The organism is Paenibacillus terrisolis (genome assembly GCF_056171975.1).
In genome coordinates this window covers 21748-39562 of the sequence record NZ_JBKFGG010000003.1, presented here as the reverse complement: position 1 = coordinate 39562, position 17815 = coordinate 21748, and the positions used below count along the sequence as shown (strand labels likewise).

General features: G+C 51.1%; 15 protein-coding genes. 14 read left to right on the top strand and 1 reads right to left on the bottom strand.

What is annotated here, in order from left to right:
• The first annotated feature begins 1 nt into the window (after position 1).
• The 11 genes from def (at position 2) to spoVM (ending at position 14033) form a co-directional block, all read left to right on the top strand.
• A complete protein-coding gene (def, locus tag ACI48K_RS03530) occupies positions 2–496 on the top strand; it encodes a peptide deformylase (protein WP_475026225.1) in 495 nt (164 codons plus the stop codon).
• Positions 497–503: 7 nt separating this feature from the next.
• Positions 504–1457: a methionyl-tRNA formyltransferase gene (gene fmt / locus ACI48K_RS03525; protein ID WP_475026224.1), complete on the top strand. Its 954-nt coding sequence runs from the start codon at positions 504–506 to the stop codon at positions 1455–1457.
• Positions 1454–2998 carry a 16S rRNA (cytosine(967)-C(5))-methyltransferase RsmB gene (gene rsmB, locus ACI48K_RS03520; RefSeq protein WP_475026223.1) on the top strand — a complete coding sequence of 515 codons (1545 nt, stop codon included), beginning with the start codon at positions 1454–1456 and terminating at the stop codon, positions 2996–2998. Before fmt ends, rsmB begins: the two co-directional genes overlap by 4 nt.
• A 273-nt stretch (positions 2999–3271) precedes the next feature.
• On the top strand, positions 3272–4585 hold the full coding sequence (locus tag ACI48K_RS03515) for an S-layer homology domain-containing protein (RefSeq protein WP_475026221.1): 1314 nt from the start codon (positions 3272–3274) through the stop codon (positions 4583–4585).
• A gap of 824 nt (positions 4586–5409) precedes the next feature.
• Complete coding sequence (locus tag ACI48K_RS03510; RefSeq protein WP_475026220.1) at positions 5410–7926, top strand: DUF5704 domain-containing protein; 2517 nt, start codon at positions 5410–5412, stop codon at positions 7924–7926.
• Positions 7927–8240: 314 nt separating this feature from the next.
• Positions 8241–9287 (top strand): dual-specificity RNA methyltransferase RlmN, encoded by a 1047-nt coding sequence (gene rlmN / locus ACI48K_RS03505; protein ID WP_475026219.1) that lies wholly within the window; start codon positions 8241–8243, stop codon positions 9285–9287.
• Positions 9288–9293: 6 nt separating this feature from the next.
• Entirely contained in the window at positions 9294–10067 is a 774-nt protein-coding gene (locus ACI48K_RS03500) for a Stp1/IreP family PP2C-type Ser/Thr phosphatase (RefSeq protein WP_475026217.1), read from the top strand.
• The gene (pknB, locus tag ACI48K_RS03495; protein WP_475026216.1) at positions 10064–12202 is read left to right on the top strand and encodes a Stk1 family PASTA domain-containing Ser/Thr kinase; all 2139 of its coding nucleotides are present in this window, start codon (positions 10064–10066) and stop codon (positions 12200–12202) included. Before ACI48K_RS03500 ends, pknB begins: the two co-directional genes overlap by 4 nt.
• A gap of 26 nt (positions 12203–12228) precedes the next feature.
• A complete protein-coding gene (gene rsgA, locus ACI48K_RS03490; protein WP_475026215.1) occupies positions 12229–13137 on the top strand; it encodes a ribosome small subunit-dependent GTPase A in 909 nt (302 codons plus the stop codon).
• A 5-nt stretch (positions 13138–13142) separates the two neighbouring features.
• Positions 13143–13814: a ribulose-phosphate 3-epimerase gene (gene rpe, locus ACI48K_RS03485; RefSeq protein ID WP_475026214.1), complete on the top strand. Its 672-nt coding sequence runs from the start codon at positions 13143–13145 to the stop codon at positions 13812–13814.
• Positions 13815–13952: 138 nt separating this feature from the next.
• Positions 13953–14033 carry a stage V sporulation protein SpoVM gene (gene spoVM / locus ACI48K_RS03480; protein WP_036621610.1) on the top strand — a complete coding sequence of 27 codons (81 nt, stop codon included), beginning with the start codon at positions 13953–13955 and terminating at the stop codon, positions 14031–14033.
• A 187-nt stretch (positions 14034–14220) separates the two neighbouring features.
• Here the strand turns inward: spoVM and rpmB are convergent, their stop codons facing one another.
• Entirely contained in the window at positions 14221–14409 is a 189-nt protein-coding gene (gene rpmB, locus ACI48K_RS03475; protein ID WP_068781907.1) for a 50S ribosomal protein L28, read from the bottom strand.
• Positions 14410–14707: 298 nt separating this feature from the next.
• Between rpmB and ACI48K_RS03470 the strand changes: the two genes are divergently transcribed.
• From ACI48K_RS03470 to ACI48K_RS03460, 3 genes are read left to right on the top strand one after another with little or no spacing between them, the layout of a single operon-like run.
• Positions 14708–15067 carry an Asp23/Gls24 family envelope stress response protein gene (locus ACI48K_RS03470; RefSeq protein ID WP_475026212.1) on the top strand — a complete coding sequence of 120 codons (360 nt, stop codon included), beginning with the start codon at positions 14708–14710 and terminating at the stop codon, positions 15065–15067.
• 15 nt (positions 15068–15082) lie between these two features.
• Positions 15083–16861 carry a DAK2 domain-containing protein gene (locus ACI48K_RS03465; protein ID WP_475026211.1) on the top strand — a complete coding sequence of 593 codons (1779 nt, stop codon included), beginning with the start codon at positions 15083–15085 and terminating at the stop codon, positions 16859–16861.
• Between the two features lie 47 nt (positions 16862–16908).
• Complete coding sequence (locus tag ACI48K_RS03460; RefSeq protein ID WP_475026210.1) at positions 16909–17781, top strand: DegV family protein; 873 nt, start codon at positions 16909–16911, stop codon at positions 17779–17781.
• Positions 17782–17815: the final 34 nt, after the last annotated feature.

The window sequence follows — 17815 nt, the reverse complement described above, 5'->3', positions numbered from 1 at the left end:
GATGGCAATTCGCATTATTGTTCATGAACCCGATGAGGTGCTGCACCAGGTAGCGAAGGAAGTCAAGAAAATTACGCCAAACGTGCAGAAGCTGCTCACCGACATGGCGGATACGATGTATGACGCAGACGGCGTAGGTTTGGCCGCGCCCCAGGTGGGCATTCTGAAACGGGCTATCGTGGTTGACGTCGGCGACGAAAACGGATTGATCGAGCTGATCAATCCTGAAATCGTCTCTACGGAGGGCGAGCAGTTTGGTCCTGAAGGCTGCCTCAGCATCCCGGGACTGCGTGGGGATGTACGCCGCGCGATGACGGTGACGGTCAAGGGGCTGGACCGGAACGGAAATGAAGTGACTTATACCGGATCCGAGCTTCTTGCAAGAGCTTTTCAGCACGAAATCGATCATTTGAACGGCGTGCTTTACACGGACATCGCGGAAAGAGTGTACGAAATTCCTCCCGAAGGAGAAGGCGAAGAGGAAGAAAAGGAGTGATCTTTTGATGAATCTCGTTTTTATGGGAACTCCGGAATTTGCAGTTCCTTCCCTGGAGGCTCTGCTGCGTGAAGGTTACAACGTCGTGGGCGTCGTGACGCAGCCGGACCGTCCGCAGGGACGCAAGAAAATTTTGACCCCGACCCCGGTTAAAGAAGCGGCGCTGCGGCATGGTATTCCCGTGCTGCAGCCGGGACGGATGCGGGCTCCTGAAGCCGTCGCCGAATTGGCGGTGCTGCAGCCCGATCTTATTGTGACCGCCGCATACGGCCAAATTCTGCCGAAGGGCGTGCTTGAGCTCCCGCAGTATGGCTGCCTGAACGTTCACGGCTCGCTTTTGCCGAAATATCGGGGCGGCGCTCCGATTCAGCGCTCGATCATAGGCGGCGAGAAAGAAACCGGAATCACGCTGATGTATATGGCGGAAGGACTGGATACCGGCGACATGATCGCCAACACGGTGGTTCCGATCGAGGATGAGGATACCTCGGGTACGGTTTTTGAAAAACTGAGTCAGGCCGGCGCCCGCTTGTTGATCGAGCAGTTGCCCTTGATTTTGGCCGGGACGGCGGCGAGAATTCCGCAAAACGACGCGGATTCGACCTATGCGCCCAACCTGACGCGGGATGATGAGCAGATCGATTGGACGGCTTCGTCGCGGGATATTTTTAACCGGGTGCGGGGGCTGGTGCCGTTTTCCGGCGGGTTTACGACGTGGAACGGCGAGGTGTTCAAAGTCTGGGCGGTCGCCAAACCCGCGGATGGTCCAGAAGCCTCGTCCGGCGCGGCGGCGGGACAAGCCCCCGGGACGGTGCTGGATTTGTCGGCGAACGGGATTGAGGTCAAGACGGGAGACGGCTCCGTTTGGCTGACCCAGGTTCAGCCCGCCGGCAAAAAAACGATGACTGCCGCTGAATTCATTCGCGGCGGCGTTATGAAAAAAGGGACGGTATTGTCATGAACCGTGTGCAAAATGGCGGCGCTCGGGGGGATCAAGGCGGCCGGCGCACCCAAAGAGGATCGGACGACAAACGAGTAACAGACGGTAAACGAGTAACAGACGGCCCCAAAGTGGAACGTTCTTCCCGCGTTGGCAATCCGGGTTCGAAAGCCGGATCGGTTCAAGGGTCGGCGCCGGCGGCAAAACCTTCGGCACGGAATACCGCGTTGCAGGTCTTGACCGCGGTTGAGCAGGAAGGAGCTTACAGCAATCTGCTGCTGAACGGAGCGCTGCAAAAATCGGGTTTAACCGGACCGGATGCGGGTCTGGCAACCGAGCTTGTCTACGGAACGATTTCTCGGCTCAACACGATCGATTATCTGCTGGAGCCCTTTGTTTCCAAAGGACTGGCCAAACTGCAGCCATGGGTTCGGAACCTGCTGCGCATGAGCTTTTACCAACTGCATTATCTGGACCGGATTCCGCCGCATGCGGCGGTGAACGAAGCGGTCAACATTGCCAAAAAGCGGGGACATCAAGGAATTTCCGGTATGGTGAACGGGGTTCTTCGCAGCGTGCTGCGGCGGAAGGACGAGCTTCGAATTCCAGCCGATTTGCCGGCCGTTAGCCGGATTGCCCTGGAACATTCCCATCCGGAATGGATGGTCTCCCGCTGGATCGAACAATTCGGCGAGCCGGTGGCGGAAGCGATTTGCCGGGCCAACAACGAACCTCCTTCGGTCAGCGTACGGATCAATCGTTCCCGGGTCAGCCGGGAAGAGATGCTGCGGTTGATGGAGGAGCAGGGGCTGAAAGCGGCGCCTTCGGAAATTTCGCCGGACGGGATTATCGTACATAGCGGCGGGAATATGGCGCTTACGCCCTGGTATCGCGACGGTCTCCTGTCCGTTCAGGACGAAAGCTCGATGCTGGTGGCCGACGCGGTGGATCCGAAGCCCGGAATGGCCGTGCTGGACTGCTGCGCCGCTCCCGGCGGAAAGACATGCCATATCGCCGAGAAGATGGGGGGAACCGGCGAGGTGGTGTCGAACGACATTCATCCGCACAAGGGCAAATTGATCGAGGACCACGCCGAACGTTTGGGGCTTGCCAATATACGCACTTTGTCGGGAGACGCCATGAAGCTGGGCGAGCGGTTCGAGCCGGAATCTTTTGACCGAATTCTGCTCGATGCGCCTTGCTCGGGGCTTGGCGTGATCCGCCGGAAACCCGATTTGAAATGGGCTAAGACGCCTGGGGATATTTCTGAAATTTCCGGCGTACAGCATGAACTGCTGGATGCGGTCTGCGGTTTGCTGAAGCCCGGAGGCGTATTGGTCTACAGCACCTGCACGATTGAACCGCGGGAAAATGCGGAGATGGTGAAGCAGTTTGTAAGCCGGCACCAGGAATTTGAGTTGGCCGGAGATCCGTCCGGCGGCTGGAGCGAGGCCTTGAGGGCAGCACAAGTCTGGGAAGACGTTGGACTGCAGCTTTTGCCGCAGGATTACCATTCGGACGGATTTTATATCGCACGGCTGGTAAAGCGGCAAATCATTTAGGAACGGCTCCCCTCTGTGCTGAATGCTGAAACATTTTCGTTTTGGGCGTTTACGGATGGAAATTTGTGTAATATAATGGGGGCAGGTGAAGCACACCTTATCATCGTTATTCGATGGCAAGGTGTGTTTTTTTATTTGCCTGATTTTACTTTTATTATCAATTTAGTAATAAGAAAGGAGGTCATTTAACGGAAAAAGGCGAATGTGTGGAGATACATATTTTGCCGGTAAATGGCAAAGGGTTGTAAAACCAAATCAGATAGGAGCGCAAGAATGATGAAAAAATGGATGGCAGCCGGTATCGGCGGAGTAATGCTATTTTCGGTTATGATCGGCGCTGCTTATTCCGCTTCGACAGCGGTGATTATGCCTGCTCGTGTGGCGGCCGAGGAGAATGCCAAGGATAACGGAGGGAACACGATTACTCCAATAATCGCGGACAAGGAAAATGCCGGCTTTACCGATGTGAAGCCAAACCATTGGGCCAGTGCTGCAATCCGAACGGCTGTGAGTAAAGGGTATGTAACCGGTTATCCGGGGGATCTATTCAAGCCGGATCAGCCGATCAGCCGCAGTGAGTTCATTAAAATGGTCGTGAGTGCGCTTGGAATTTCTGTGGCTGAAGCTAATGGGGCGTGGTATGTGTCTTATGCAGCCGCGGCGCAGGAACAAGGCTTCTATAACGTTTCCGATTTTGCCAACGAGGAGAAACAGTGGGCCCAAAACATCACGCGAGGGGAAATGGGGCGTATCTCGGCCAGGGCTGCGGGGGAAACCACGAACGACAACAGCAAATGGATGTATCTCGCAGCAAAAAAAGGTCTGATCACCGGCCTCGGTCAAGGTGAGCTTGGCGAGGACAAAACAACCACCCGGGCGCAAGCCGTAACCATTGTTGAGCGGATTTTGACGGTAAAAGCCGGCGGCAAGCTGCCGGTGGATAAATACGCCGTATCCAGTGCCGAGCTGGCTTGGCACGGTACGAATATTTTCACGGTCATGCCGGAGGTTTTTGTCACCAGCGAAGAGCAGCTGCAGGGCAAACCGATCGAAGAACTTTGGCGCAAAGACAAGATGGTGGTCGACCCGGGAAACGGCAAATACAAGGGTGAACTGGAAGCGTTGATCGCCATCGACCTCGAAGACCCCCACGACCCGAATTTAAAGCTGCTTCCGCCATTGGAGGAAGTGAAGTGGATGTACTTTCCTTCGATGGTAAACAATATTCCAACTAAATATATGCAAGTTACTAAGCTACCGCCAAGTTATTTTCTTATGTTCAAAGGACAGGAAATTTATAATAAAGATACAAATTTATATTATCCTGAACCCAATGGTCCTTCTTATAGTATTGATGGGATTGTATCTTCAGACCAAGATGCATTTAATAAAGGAAAGTTAAATGGATTGGGATCTATCTTCCATGAAAAGTTTGGTGATATAAAAGGGTATTTATTACCTAAAACGGGCTGGACTCAAGGAATTCACCCTATTGAAATAAACATCTATACACCTGTTCAAACCCACTACGGTTACCAAATAAACACATTATTAAGAGTTAATGGCCCTTACATAAAACAAAAGTAAGGTGATGAAAATTGTTCAAAAGAAATATTCCGGCAATCCTACTTTCCAGTTTTCTTTTGCTTCCTTTAACATCCATATTAGGAACAGCTAAAGCTGCTCCAGGAGAGCAAAGTATGCCGGAAAAAGGAATTCCTTACAGCCTAAGTGAGGATAATCGACTTGACATTCCCGGATCGGTTTTTACTAAATTCAAAACGATGGAGCCTAGAATCAAGGAAGATGCAGGTGCGGGAAATATAATTACAAAAATTGAGTTCTTTTTGGATAGTAATGTTATCAAAACTATCAACGTAGGTAGGCGAACAATAGACGAAAAAGTAAAATTAGTTGGAGAACAGGTACAAGTTTCAACCGATCAAAATAAAATGGAGTTTGGTGGATTTTTTGCTTGGCAGCGCTCAGCAAATGCTATAAAATGGACGCCTGGTAGTGGAACCTATACTATATTAAATCAGTTCAATATTCCAAAAGATGCAAATGGTGCCGATTTGTATCCGGGTGTCAAAGTGGACATACCTGTTACTTCAATACGTACAAAAGCATATATGAACAGAAATTACTATAGTGGGAACTTTAAGACTGGTGTTATTGACGATGACCTTCAGCTTTTGAAACAATTAAATAAAACACAAGATGGGATTAACGTTGCGGTTGAAATAGGAAGGGATAATGTTAAATACCCAGATGGAATTGGAGTAGTTGATCCGACAACCAAAATTGGAAGTCTCATAGTCAAAAGTCTTGACGAAGTAGAAGTGCATTACATACAAACCTATGATCATGAAGGAATCAAAGTCCCCCTTCCCGCAGGCGGCAACGCAGCCATGATGTATTACTTGAACTCGAACTGGTTTATTCTTACGTCCTATACGTATCAGTACCCGGACAAGATGAAGGTCTATTACAAACCGGATGACGGATCTACGACAGACCCTGGCGATCCGGACGAACCTGGGGGCGGAGATCCCGGCTGTACTGAGCCGGCGCCCAGCGGAAACGTGATGGAAGTTCCTTTAAATGATCCCGGTGTCAGTGCGGTAATCAAAGCGGACAGCCGCGGAAAGGAGCGGTTTGACGTCCTGGACGGGATACCTACTACGGAAAGCTTGTACGGGAATGTGCTTGCCAAGAGTTATTTATCCCAAAATAAATTCGTTGAAATGAAAGGGATCTGTACTTTTGAGGTTACGGTGAACCGAACCTATGAACTGACCTGGGATCCGGGAAAAGAAGTAACTGATAAAGACGGGAAAACGCATATGGAGCCGGATCCCCAGCACAAGTCCGAATTGGTCACGCATTCCTACACCATCGAAAGACCTTACTCTTATTGGGTGATCGACAATTTGGAGGTGTACCGAATCAACGAGGCCGCGCTGGAGAATTATGCGTTTGAAGGGAACTCCATTCATATTCAACCAAGTGGCTACGCGCCTCCTACCTATACGGTCAACCAATCCGGCGGGTATACAGCGCCAACCTTTCCCAATCCGGTAGAAGCTCCCTCCGGGAGCATGCGGGGCGGCAAGGAGCCGCCTGATCCTCAGGCGGAGGACTTGGAATCTTTTGCTCAAGACGCCGTTAACAAGATTAAAGTCAAGAACGACACGTTAACCTTTAACAGCAATACGATCATGAACGGAGCGGAGACGGATGAGTCCGGGCCGACTCCATCAAGAATCCCCGTGGCGCCGTCGATTAATGAGAACGTTCTTTACAGCCCCGGGCATATCATTCCGATGACTAAAGTAAACAGCGCCAACGAGCCCAGCGACGGAACGATTTTGTACGGGATTATGAGCGGAAATATTAACGGGGGTGCAGATCGTAATTTTCCTATATACGGGATAAATCCCGTAACGGTGCACACGCCTGTCGTCATTTATCCCGCCGTATCCGATGATAAGGCGCATAACCAGAAAACGAATCCTGCGGGGGGGCGTTCCGCCATTATTCTTGACAGGCCCTTTACCGTAGAAATGCCGAACAGCGGTCAGCACAACAATTACCTTGGATACGGGAATCGAGATTACCTGAAGTACATCGGCAGCAAGCAGGTTCGCTTTCCCTTTGACGTATATGACGTTACGAAAACTGTATTTCATCCGAAGAATACCTGGATCGAGGTAAATAAAACCCAAGAATCGTTTGGATTTTATTTGCCGGTGTGGGTGGATGAAGGGTTTTACGACGTGGAGTTTCGAACGATTGCGCACAATGCTCCTTCTGGCGCGACCAAACAGACCAACGCGAATTTTGATTGGACGAACCATATTGCCTTTGATACGGTTCCCGTCGACGCCATTGGACGGGTCTACGATTTCCGGGTGACCGATATTGCCGATTACAATTGGGAAACGGTATTTCGAACCGGTTCCGGCAACACGGCTCCGACCGGAACTTCCTACTGGGTAGGCTTGAACGGAATCGACGGAGCACCCAGGGGAAACACGTCGCAATATACGCTGCCGATCCGGCCCGGAAGCCATCCGTTGTACAAAAACGCGGTGATCAAAACCGGCTACCATTTCAAATTTGATTTGAAGACAAAAGGAAATATGTTCGGGCCCCAGGATCAAATCGTGATCACGCCTTCGTTCGATTTTATTAGCGCCAAGAATAGTACCCGAACACCGGTGGATCTTTATTACCATGCCGGCAGCCAAAGTTATGTGAAAATCGGCTCCCCAAGCGACAGGGTTCAGCGATATGTCATTTTAAACGACCGGCTGCGTAATGTTCCGGTTCGGGAACTGACGGATACTGCGCTTTATAAATACGATCACGACTATACTTTTGACCAGATCGCCGGGATCGGCAGGACGCAATTTGTACAAAATTTCATCAAAAAGATGACCAGGGAAAAGACGCCGGTAGGCGGGTTCCGCTTGCTTCGGTTGCCTGCCGATCTTCGCACGCTGATTGGGCCGCAAAGCGGACTGCCGTCTGGTGTTGATCCGGCCAGAGCAAGTGCCGCCGTGCAGAAGTGGTACGGGGAATACAGCTTGCCCGCGGATCCTTATGTGGTCAAGGCCGGAACCAATGTGGCCGAATACGGGCGGACCCATGGCGGATTGACGGACAAGTCGGAGGTTTTTCTGAAGGACGGGTACATTGTCGTGAACTTTAATATCGAGACGGTCCGCGACGGTAAAACCAATCAGCCTTATTTGCAGTATATCCGTGCCCCGTTGATGAACCAGTGGCGGGAAATGGAAGGTTTTGACCAAAGTGTGACTGATCCCTATGGACGAAGTTTTTTACTGGATGACGGCGATGTCGCATTTTACGACGCGAAGCGTTCCAGCCGGGATGATTTTCATCCGATGGTCACGCATTGAGCTCGCTCAGAAAATCCGAGCCCAGGCCTGAAAAGGCTCTGGCTCGGATTTTTCAACATAGCGGAAGATTTTTTGAGGTTATTTTGTGTATCCTGCGATCTAGCGGTACAATAGTCCTTGGTTAAAAATTTAATAGAATCGAATGCCGATCGAATTGGCTCCCGAAAATACGACCGAAGGACCTGGCTTGAGAGAAAGCTATAGGCTCAAATGCCGCCAAGCCCGCTCCCCTTTAGTGTGCAGGCGATTTATGATAAAATGGGAAGAATGAATAGAGCAGGGCATACGATATTGAATAGAACAGGTGTGTGAAAATGAAACCCTTTATATACGATTACTCTTTGGAAGAACTGCAGCAGTGGGCTGTGGAGCAGGGAGAACCCGCTTTTCGCGGCGGTCAGATTTTTGATTGGCTGTATGTGAAACGCGTCAGCTCTTTCGAGGAAATGACCAACCTATCGAAAACGCTGAGGCAAAAGCTGGACGACCAGTTTGCGTTCGTCACGCTGAATGAAATCGCCAAGTACGAATCTAAGGATGGAACGGTGAAGTTCCTATTCGGTCTGCATGACGATCATGCGATCGAGACGGTCATCATGAAACACAACTACGGCAACAGCATTTGCGTTACGACCCAAGTCGGGTGTAAAGTAGGCTGTACGTTCTGCGCGTCGACGCTTGGCGGTTTGAAGCGAAACCTGACGCCCGGAGAAATTGTTGCCCAAGTGGTTCAGGCGCAGAAGATCCTTGATGCTCGCGACGAGCGGGTAAGCAGCATCGTTATCATGGGCACGGGCGAGCCATTCGAAAATTACGAAGCGACGATGAAATTTTTACGAATTATGATTCATGAAAAGGGCTTGAACATTGGACAACGGCATATTACTGTATCAACGAGCGGTATTGTCCCGAACATTTACAAGTTTGCCGATGAAGATACCCAAATCAATCTGGCAATCTCGATTCATGCGCCAAACGATGCGCTGCGCTCGAAGCTGATGCCGGTTAACCGGCGGTTTCCGTTTGATGACGTGATGGAAGCGCTCCGGTATTATATCGCTAAAACCGGGCGCCGCGTGACCTTCGAATACGCCCTTATCGGCGGGGTAAACGATCAACCCGAGCATGCCGAGGAGTTGGCGGGCGTGCTCAAGAATATGCTTTGCCATGTAAATTTGATTCCGGTAAACTATGTGCCGGAGCGCAAGTACGTAAGAACCTCAAGAAATGATATTTTCCAGTTTCAACGCATATTGGCGGATCACGGCGTGAACGTGACGATCCGCCGGGAGCAAGGCCATGATATTGCGGCTGCCTGCGGGCAACTGCGGGCGAAGCATATGGAGTCTGGTGCGAGGTGATCGAATGTGTTAAAAACGGTTTATGTCAGTGATGTTGGACGAGTTCGCTCGGTCAACGAGGATTGTATTCGGGTGGATCGTCTGGAGCAGGGGTACACCCTAGGGATCGTAGCCGACGGAATGGGCGGCCATCAGGCTGGTGACATTGCCAGCCGCTTGACGGTGGAGACGGTGACGCATGATTTGGCTGAACTTCCTGCGGGGTTGACCGTACAAGCTTTTGGCGAAGAATTGAAAAAAGCGATTCTTCATGCAAATGAGATCGTCTACAAGGAAGCCGGGGAACATGAGGAGTACCACAACATGGGAACGACGGTCGTCGCCGTTTTGATGAACGGCCGGGAAGGAATCATCGGCCATATTGGGGACAGCCGGGCTTATGTATTCCGGCAAGGGAAGATAATACAACTCACCGACGACCATTCACTGGTCAATGAGCTTTTGAAAAACAAGCAGATCAGCGAAGAAGAAGCGAGTTTCCACCCGCATCGCAACGTCGTAACCCGTGCACTCGGAACCGACGCTCAGGTCGCGGTGGATATGAATCCCGTTTCTTTGGAGCCCGGCGAGATCCTGATGTTATGCAGCGATGGACTCAGCAATTACGTAACACCGGAACAAATGACCCAAACGCTGGGATCGGAAGGTCTTGACCTCGAGGACCGTGCAGACCGGATGCTTCGATTGGCGCTTCTTGCGGGAGGCGACGATAATATCAGCATTGCATTGCTGGAATACGAAGAAGACGGCGGGTCAGGTAAAAAGGAGTGGATTTCATGATCGGACACGAATTGGGCGGTCGTTATCAAATTATCGAACGGATTGGCGGAGGCGGAATGGCGCTGGTGTACAAAGCGCAGGATATTTTGCTGAACCGCAACGTGGCCATTAAAGTGCTGCGCCAACAATTTGTGAATGACGAGGAATTTATTCGGCGCTTCCGCCGGGAAGCGCAATCGGCCGCTTCTTTGTCGCATCCGAACATCGTCAGCGTATACGATGTGGGACAAGAGGACGATGTTCATTATATCGTTATGGAATACGTGGAAGGCCAAAACTTAAACGAGATTATTAAAGAGCGGGCTCCTCTTCAGGTAGAAGAGGCGGTTCGCATTGCGTCGCAAATTGCCGATGCGCTGGATCATGCCCATCATAACCAGATTATTCATCGCGATATTAAACCTCATAACATATTGATCGGGCGCAATGGACGCGTAAAAGTGACCGATTTCGGGATTGCCCGCGCGGTTACTTCTTCCACCATTACCCAAACGGGAGCCGTTGTTGGCTCCGTACATTATTTTTCTCCGGAGCATGCCAAGGGTGTAACAACCGGGGAGAAGTCCGATTTGTATTCTTTGGGAATCGTACTCTATCAAATGCTTACGGGCCGTCTTCCATTTCTTGGAGAGAGCCCTATTAGCGTCGCTCTTAAACATTTGCAGGAGCATTTCGACGAGCCGCGCATGGTAAATCCGATGATCCCGCAAAGCGTAGAAAATATTATTTTAAAATCGATGCGTAAAAATCCGGATGAAAGATACCAATCGGCGAAAGAAATGCTGCGAGATCTCGAAACCTGCCTGCTCCCGGAAAGACGCACGGAATCCAAAGTGGCCTTTATGGATGAAATCGATGAAGACAGCACTCGGGTCGTGCCGGCGATCAAACCGCAAAACATTCAGGGCGGAAACATGTCGAAATTGTCGCGAGATAGCCAGCGGGGGGATAACCAGGCTTCCGAGGAGCGCGGCGCACCCAAAAAGAAAGCAAAAGGGAAAGCGGCGCTTTGGATCAGTTTGACGCTCGTCGTACTGCTCGCTTTGGCGGGTGTGGCTTGGTACGTAACCAATCTTGTTACCGTTCATGACGTGAAGGTGCCGGGCGTTATCAATCTGTCCGAGCAGGAAGCGATCACGAAAATTACCGCCGCCGGAATTGTCGTAGGCGATGTTGCCCGGAGTTACAAAGAAGGCGTCAATGAAGGCATAGTTTATGAGCAGGATAAGCCGGAAGGCACGATGGTCAAAGAGGGTTCGACGTTGAATATTACGGTGAGTACGGCAAAACCGCTGGAAAAGATGCCTTCGGTCACCACGCTTTCTTATGATGATGCGGTTGAGCAATTGGTGGCGCACGGAATCAATCAGGATCAGATCACCAAAACGGAGGAAAACAACGACGAGGAAGAAGGCCAAGTTATCAGCCAGGATCCTGTAGCCGGGTCGGACTATGATCCCGCTGCGGTGCAAATTGTGCTGAAAGTCAGCAAGGGGCCGGAGGAAGTGCTGATGCCGAATCTGGTCAACAAGACGCAGGCTGAAGCCGAAGCGGAAATTGAGAAGGCGGGTCTTGTACTTGCCGAAGATGGAATCAAGGAAGAGCCAAGCTTTGAAATCGAGGCGGGCAAAGTCACAAAACAGTGGCCGTATGCTCCAAATGACAAGGTAACGCCGGGAGAGAAAGTGACACTGTTCATCAGCTCGGGTTATCCGCCGGAGGCTCTGACATACACTTATCAAGTGCCGGTTCTTCCGGCGACGGAAGGCCAAACCAGCAAAATCCGCATCGTTTTTGACGACGCGAAGGGCGAGAATCAGGAGTGGGGAACCGAACCGGTCGGCAAGGCGAAATATCTTGCGGTCGACCTGGTTCTAGCGCCAAACGCAAACGGAACCGTTAGGGTCTACCGTGACGGAGCGCTGTGGCAAACTTATCAAGTAGCGTACATCGATGCCAAGCAAGGAACCGTGCCTGATCCCGGATTTCCTGACCAAGGCGGGCAAGAAACGGACGAAAACACGATGGATATGGACTCTGGGGACAATCTTCCGGATACCGGGATGATTTTTTCGGGAAAGACGGCCTTCGTGGATAGCCATAATCCAGGGAAGAAAAGCGGAAAGAGAAAGTAAGCGCGAAAGGAAAGCGAGGCTAATGCATGCCGGAAGGCTTAATTGTTAAGGCGTTAAGCGGTTATTATTACGTGAAGCCCACAGACTCGGCGCCGGATGACTTGATCCAGTGCCGAGGCCGCGGCATCTTTAAAAAAAAGGGGATCACTCCGCTTGTAGGAGATCATGTCGTATATTCGCCTACGGAGAATGGGGAAGGGACCGTGGATGAAATTTTGCCGCGGGAAACCGAACTCATTCGGCCGCCCATCGCTAACGCGAGATTAGCTGTGCTGTTGTTCTCGTTGCGGGAGCCGGATTTAAATCTGCAGCTTCTGGACAAGTTTTTGGTGCACATCGAGCATTCGGGACTGCGGGCATTGATTTGCTTGACGAAGGAAGATTTGCTGGAGGAAGACGCCGCGGAGAAAAACCGGGAAATTCTCGGCGAGGTTGGAGAACTGTACAAATCGATTGGATATGACGTGATCGTGACAAGTTCTGTCACCGGGATGGGGACAGGAGAAGTAAAATCGTATCTGGCCGGCGAAATCAGCGTTTTCTCCGGGCAGTCGGGCGTGGGAAAATCGTCGCTGCTGAATGCGATGCTTCCCGGGCTTGAGCTTGAGACCAGCGAAATTAGCCTTAAGCTGGGTAGAGGACGCCATACGACGCGTCATGTGGAACTGATCGGGCTCGATAACGGCGGTTATGTCGCGGATACACCGGGCTTTAGCCAGCTGGATTTTCTGGAGCTGGGGGTCCAGGAACTTTCAAGCTGCTTCCGGGAATTTATTCCTTATGCGGAGGATTGCAAGTTTCAGGACTGCAGCCATTTGCACGAACCGGGATGCAAAGTTCGGGAAGCGGCGGAACAAGGCAAAATTGCCGCAAGCCGGTATGAGCATTACGTACAATTTCATGCAGAGATGAAAGACAAAAAACGGAGGTACTAAACATCATGAATGATATCTTTATTGCGCCGTCGATTTTGTCCGCGGACTTTGCCAAATTGGGCGAGGAAGTTGCCGACGTGGAACGCGGCGGCGCCGATTGGCTTCATATTGACGTGATGGACGGGCATTTCGTGCCGAACCTGACTTTCGGTCCGCTGGTTATGGGGGCGATTGCTCCGCTGACGAAGCTACCGCTTGACGTTCATTTAATGATTGAGAAACCGGAAACTTACGTGCCCGCTTTTGCCAAAGCCGGGGCGCACCTGATTACGGTTCACGCGGAAGCCTGCACTCATCTGCATCGCGTTGTTCATCTCATCAAAGAGCAGGGTGCAAAAGCGGGAGTTGCTCTCAATCCGGCAACACCTGCGTCCGCGGTGCGCGAAATTTTGGAGGATCTTGATCTTGTGCTGGTCATGACGGTGAATCCGGGGTTCGGAGGACAAGCGTTTATTCCGGGAACCTTGCGCAAAATACGAGAATTAAAAGAATGGAAGGAACAATTGGGCCTGACCCATCTACGAATTGAAGTGGATGGGGGAATTTCGGCGGCAACGGCACCGCTGGTTGTCGAAGCCGGGGCGGATGTTCTTGTCGCCGGAAACGCCGTGTTCGGCAAGACCGACCGCCGAAAAGCGATCGCCGAAATCCGCGAAAGCCTTGTCTCCAAGGCATAGGCTCTTCAATATACGCATACAATGGGTTACATGAGCAGGGTTCTCATGTAGCCTATTTTTTTGCCGTAGGAATACACGGGGAAACGTAACGAAACATAGAATATGGGTGAAGGTATGAGCTGATGGGGAGGGTGAACGATGAAATTTTACACATTCAAGCTGCCTAAGTTTTTGGGAGGATTCGTGAAAGCCGTTCTGAACACATTTCACAAAAATTAAAGGCGGCCCAGTGCCGCCTGTTAAAGAAAGGGCGTGACGCGCACGGGCTCCGCCTTTTATGCCGAATGAACGAATGGTTCCACTAATGGTCAGGGGATATTGATCTTGCAAGACTTCAGAACAGGAGACATCAAAAAAGCACCTCTACGGATAAAGGTGCTTTTTGTCTATATGCTTATTCCCGGCATTATACGCGGGTCAGTTTACCGGATTTCAAAGCCCGAGTGCTGACGTATACGCGTTTTGGTTTGCCGTCTACCAAGATACGGACTTTCTGCACGTTTACGCCCCAAGAGCGACGATTGCGGTTATTAGCGTGAGAGACATGGTTACCGCTGCTTGGCTTTTTGCCAGTTACATAACATTTGCGAGACATTTATTACACCTCCTGTTCCAACTCATAAAACAACACTTAAATATAATATCACAGTAAAAAAAGTCCCGTCAACCGAAAGCCTTCAAGAATATTAATCCCGATCATAAATCGAATTTATGTTTCAAATTCCATGCTTCCTTTGCGAATTTATGAGAGCGCTTTAAGGGGAGCATGGTTTTGTGTCTCCGGAAGAATTCGGATTGCGAGCGAGGGAAGACTCTTTTATTTATTTCTCTTTGTTCTTATAGTACAATGTTGTTTAGTCCATAATAATTTCAAGGGAGGAGTGAATGCAGGCGTGGCTATAGAATTAAAGACCGAATATGGACAGATTGATATTTCGGAGGAAGCAATAGCGGTTATCGCCGGATCGGCCGCCATGGAATGTTATGGACTGGTGGGAATGGCAAGCCGAAAGCAATTAAAGGACGGCATTGCCGAATTGCTGGGACGGGAGAACTTTGCCCGGGGTGTGGAAGTGAGCCTAGATAACAATAAATTAGCTATTCATCTTTATATCATAGTCAGTTACGGCACGAAAATTTCCGAGGTCGCACACAACATTCAGCTAAAAGTAAAATATATTTTAAGCCAAATTATCGGACTCGATGTGGCCTATGTGAACATCGCGGTCCAAGGCGTACGTGTATCAAGCTAGGAAGGGGAATTATCATTGAGTAAGCGTTCTTTGAATGGAGCAGATTTTACCGCCATGGTATTAGCCGGTGCGGATCGGCTTTCGCAGCATGCCGAGCACGTCAATTCCCTGAATGTATTCCCGGTACCCGACGGGGACACCGGTACGAATATGAATTTGACGATGACGGCAGGCGTGGCTGAATTGAAAACGTACGGAGCGGGAGGTGTAGGCAGCAGAGCGGGAACTTTATCCAAAGGCCTGCTGATGGGCGCTCGTGGAAATTCCGGCGTTATTCTATCCCAATTATTCCGGGGGTTTGGCCGTTACGCCGCCACTTACGATGAATTGAATGCGATTCAATTCGCCGCCGCCTTGCAAAGCGGTGTGGATACGGCTTATAAAGCGGTGGTGAAGCCTGTCGAAGGCACGATCCTGACGGTAGCGAAAGAAGCTGCCAAACACGCGGTTTATTATGCCAGAAGAACCACCGATATCAATGAACTGATGACGGAGGTTCTGAGCAAGGCGAAAGAAGCTCTAGCGGGGACGCCGGATCTGCTGCCCGTTTTGAAGCAGGTAGGGGTCGTCGATTCCGGGGGCCAGGGACTCGTTTATATTTACGAAGGATTTTTGGAAAGCTTGTCGGGTGCCGTTGTTTACGCGGCTGAGACGCACGGACAAGCTTCGGTTTTGAAGCCGCTGGCTGAGGTTCGCGAGTCCGCCGCGCATGCGCATGTGACATCCGCCCTTCCGGTTTCGGCGCAGGCCAAACTTGAAACTGAAGATATCGAATTTTTATATGATATGGAATTTTTCATTAACCGGAAGCTTGGTGAAATCCAAAATACGGTTTTTGACGAAAATCACTTTAGGAAAGCGCTGTCACAAAACGGCGATTCCATCATCGTGATTTCGGATGACGAAATCATTAAAGTACATGTCCATTCCAAAACGCCGGGAGATGTTCTGAATCTGGCCCTGCGTTACGGAGAAATCACGCAAATTCATATCCTGAACATGCGGGAGCAGCATCGGGATTTGCTCATTGCGGGCATGGATGCGGCTCCGATGCCGGAACTGTTCGCTGATATTCCCGCGGAAACCGCGCGTCAGGCCGACCCGGCCGAAATCCCGGCCGATGAGCTGGCTCCGTACGGTTTTATCGCGGTGGCTTCCGGACAAGGAATTTCCGATATTTTCACCAGTCTTGGCATTGATGTGGTTCTTTCGGGCGGCCAAACGATGAATCCGAGCACGGAGGACTTCGTGAATGCGATTCATTCCATCTCGGCGCAGCATATCTTCGTTCTGCCGAACAACTCGAACATTATTCTTGCGGCTCAGCAAGCGCGGGATCTTCTTGAGGGAGAGCGCAGCGTGATCGTGATTCCGAGCAAGAGCATTCCGCAAGGCATCGCGGCTGCATTTGCTTTTCAGGAAGAAGACAGTTTCGAAAACAATCAGGAAAACATGCAAAATGCGGTTCACAGCGTCAAAACGGGACAAGTCACCTATGCGATCCGCGACACGGTTTTTGATGATCTGGAGATCACCGCCGGAAATCATATCGGTATCGCCGATTCCAAAATCGTCGCCAGTGAAGAGGGGCTTTTGGAGACCTGCCAGGGATTGCTGGCCAAAATGCTCGATCGCGGTGATGAAATCGTTACGGTTCTGGTCGGCGAAGAAGCCGGAGCGGAAACAACGGACGCTCTGGTGGCGTGGATTCATGCGGAGTATCCCGACGCTGAAGTAGAGGTTCACAGCGGCGGTCAACCGATCTATAATTATTTATTCTCGGTAGAATCCTGACATCCCCTGAAGATCATGGGATGGATAATGAAAGGATGGAGATCCCTATGAGTCAGGCTGTCATTATCGCCGACAGCACGGCGGACGTTCCGCAGGAACTTGTTTCGGAATACGGCATACATATCGTGCCGATGCGGCTTGCCTTCGGCGAGCAATCTTATCTGGAAGGCATCGATATTACGGCGGAAGAGTTCTATGCGAAGCTCGCGGCTTCCCGCGATTTGCCGACGACTTCCCAGACGTCTCCGACACAGTATGTGGAAGTTTACCGCAATCTGCTGGAAGCTTATCCCGGCTCGCCGATTGTCTCGATTCACATTTCCTCCGGAATGAGCGGTACGTATCAATCGGCCGTTCTCGCCAAATCCATGCTGGAGGACGAGATTGGGGAGCCGGTTGACATTACGGTCATCGATTCCCTGTGCGCGACCTACGGCTTCGGCCTGCAGGTCGTTCATGCGGCAAGAATGGCCAAACGGGGGGCTTCGGCCGAAGAGATTCGGGCCGAGGTCGAGCGGCTCGGGAAAAGCCGCAGGCTTTATTTTCTGGTAGATTCACTGGAATATTTGCAAAAAGGCGGGCGAATCGGAAAAGCTGCGGCGATTCTCGGGACGCTGCTCAATATCAAGCCCATTTTATCGGTTGACCAGGAAGGCATTATTTATGCCGTTGAAAAAGTAAGAGGCCGCAAAAAAGCGGTATCCCGGGTCATCGATCTGTTCGTCAATGATTTCGGCGGGTTGAAGGATATCAACGTGGCGGTTTGCGACTGCGTAAATCCGGAGGGTGCCGAGGAAATGATTGAGCTTTTGCGCGAGCATTTTACGCTGCATGAAATCGTGCGGAACAGCATCGGTGCCGTCGTGGGCACGCATGTCGGCCCCGGCACGGTGGCCGTGTTTATTTGGCCGGCACAATAGTCCGGTTGAACGGCCGGATTTCTATAAAGCGAGG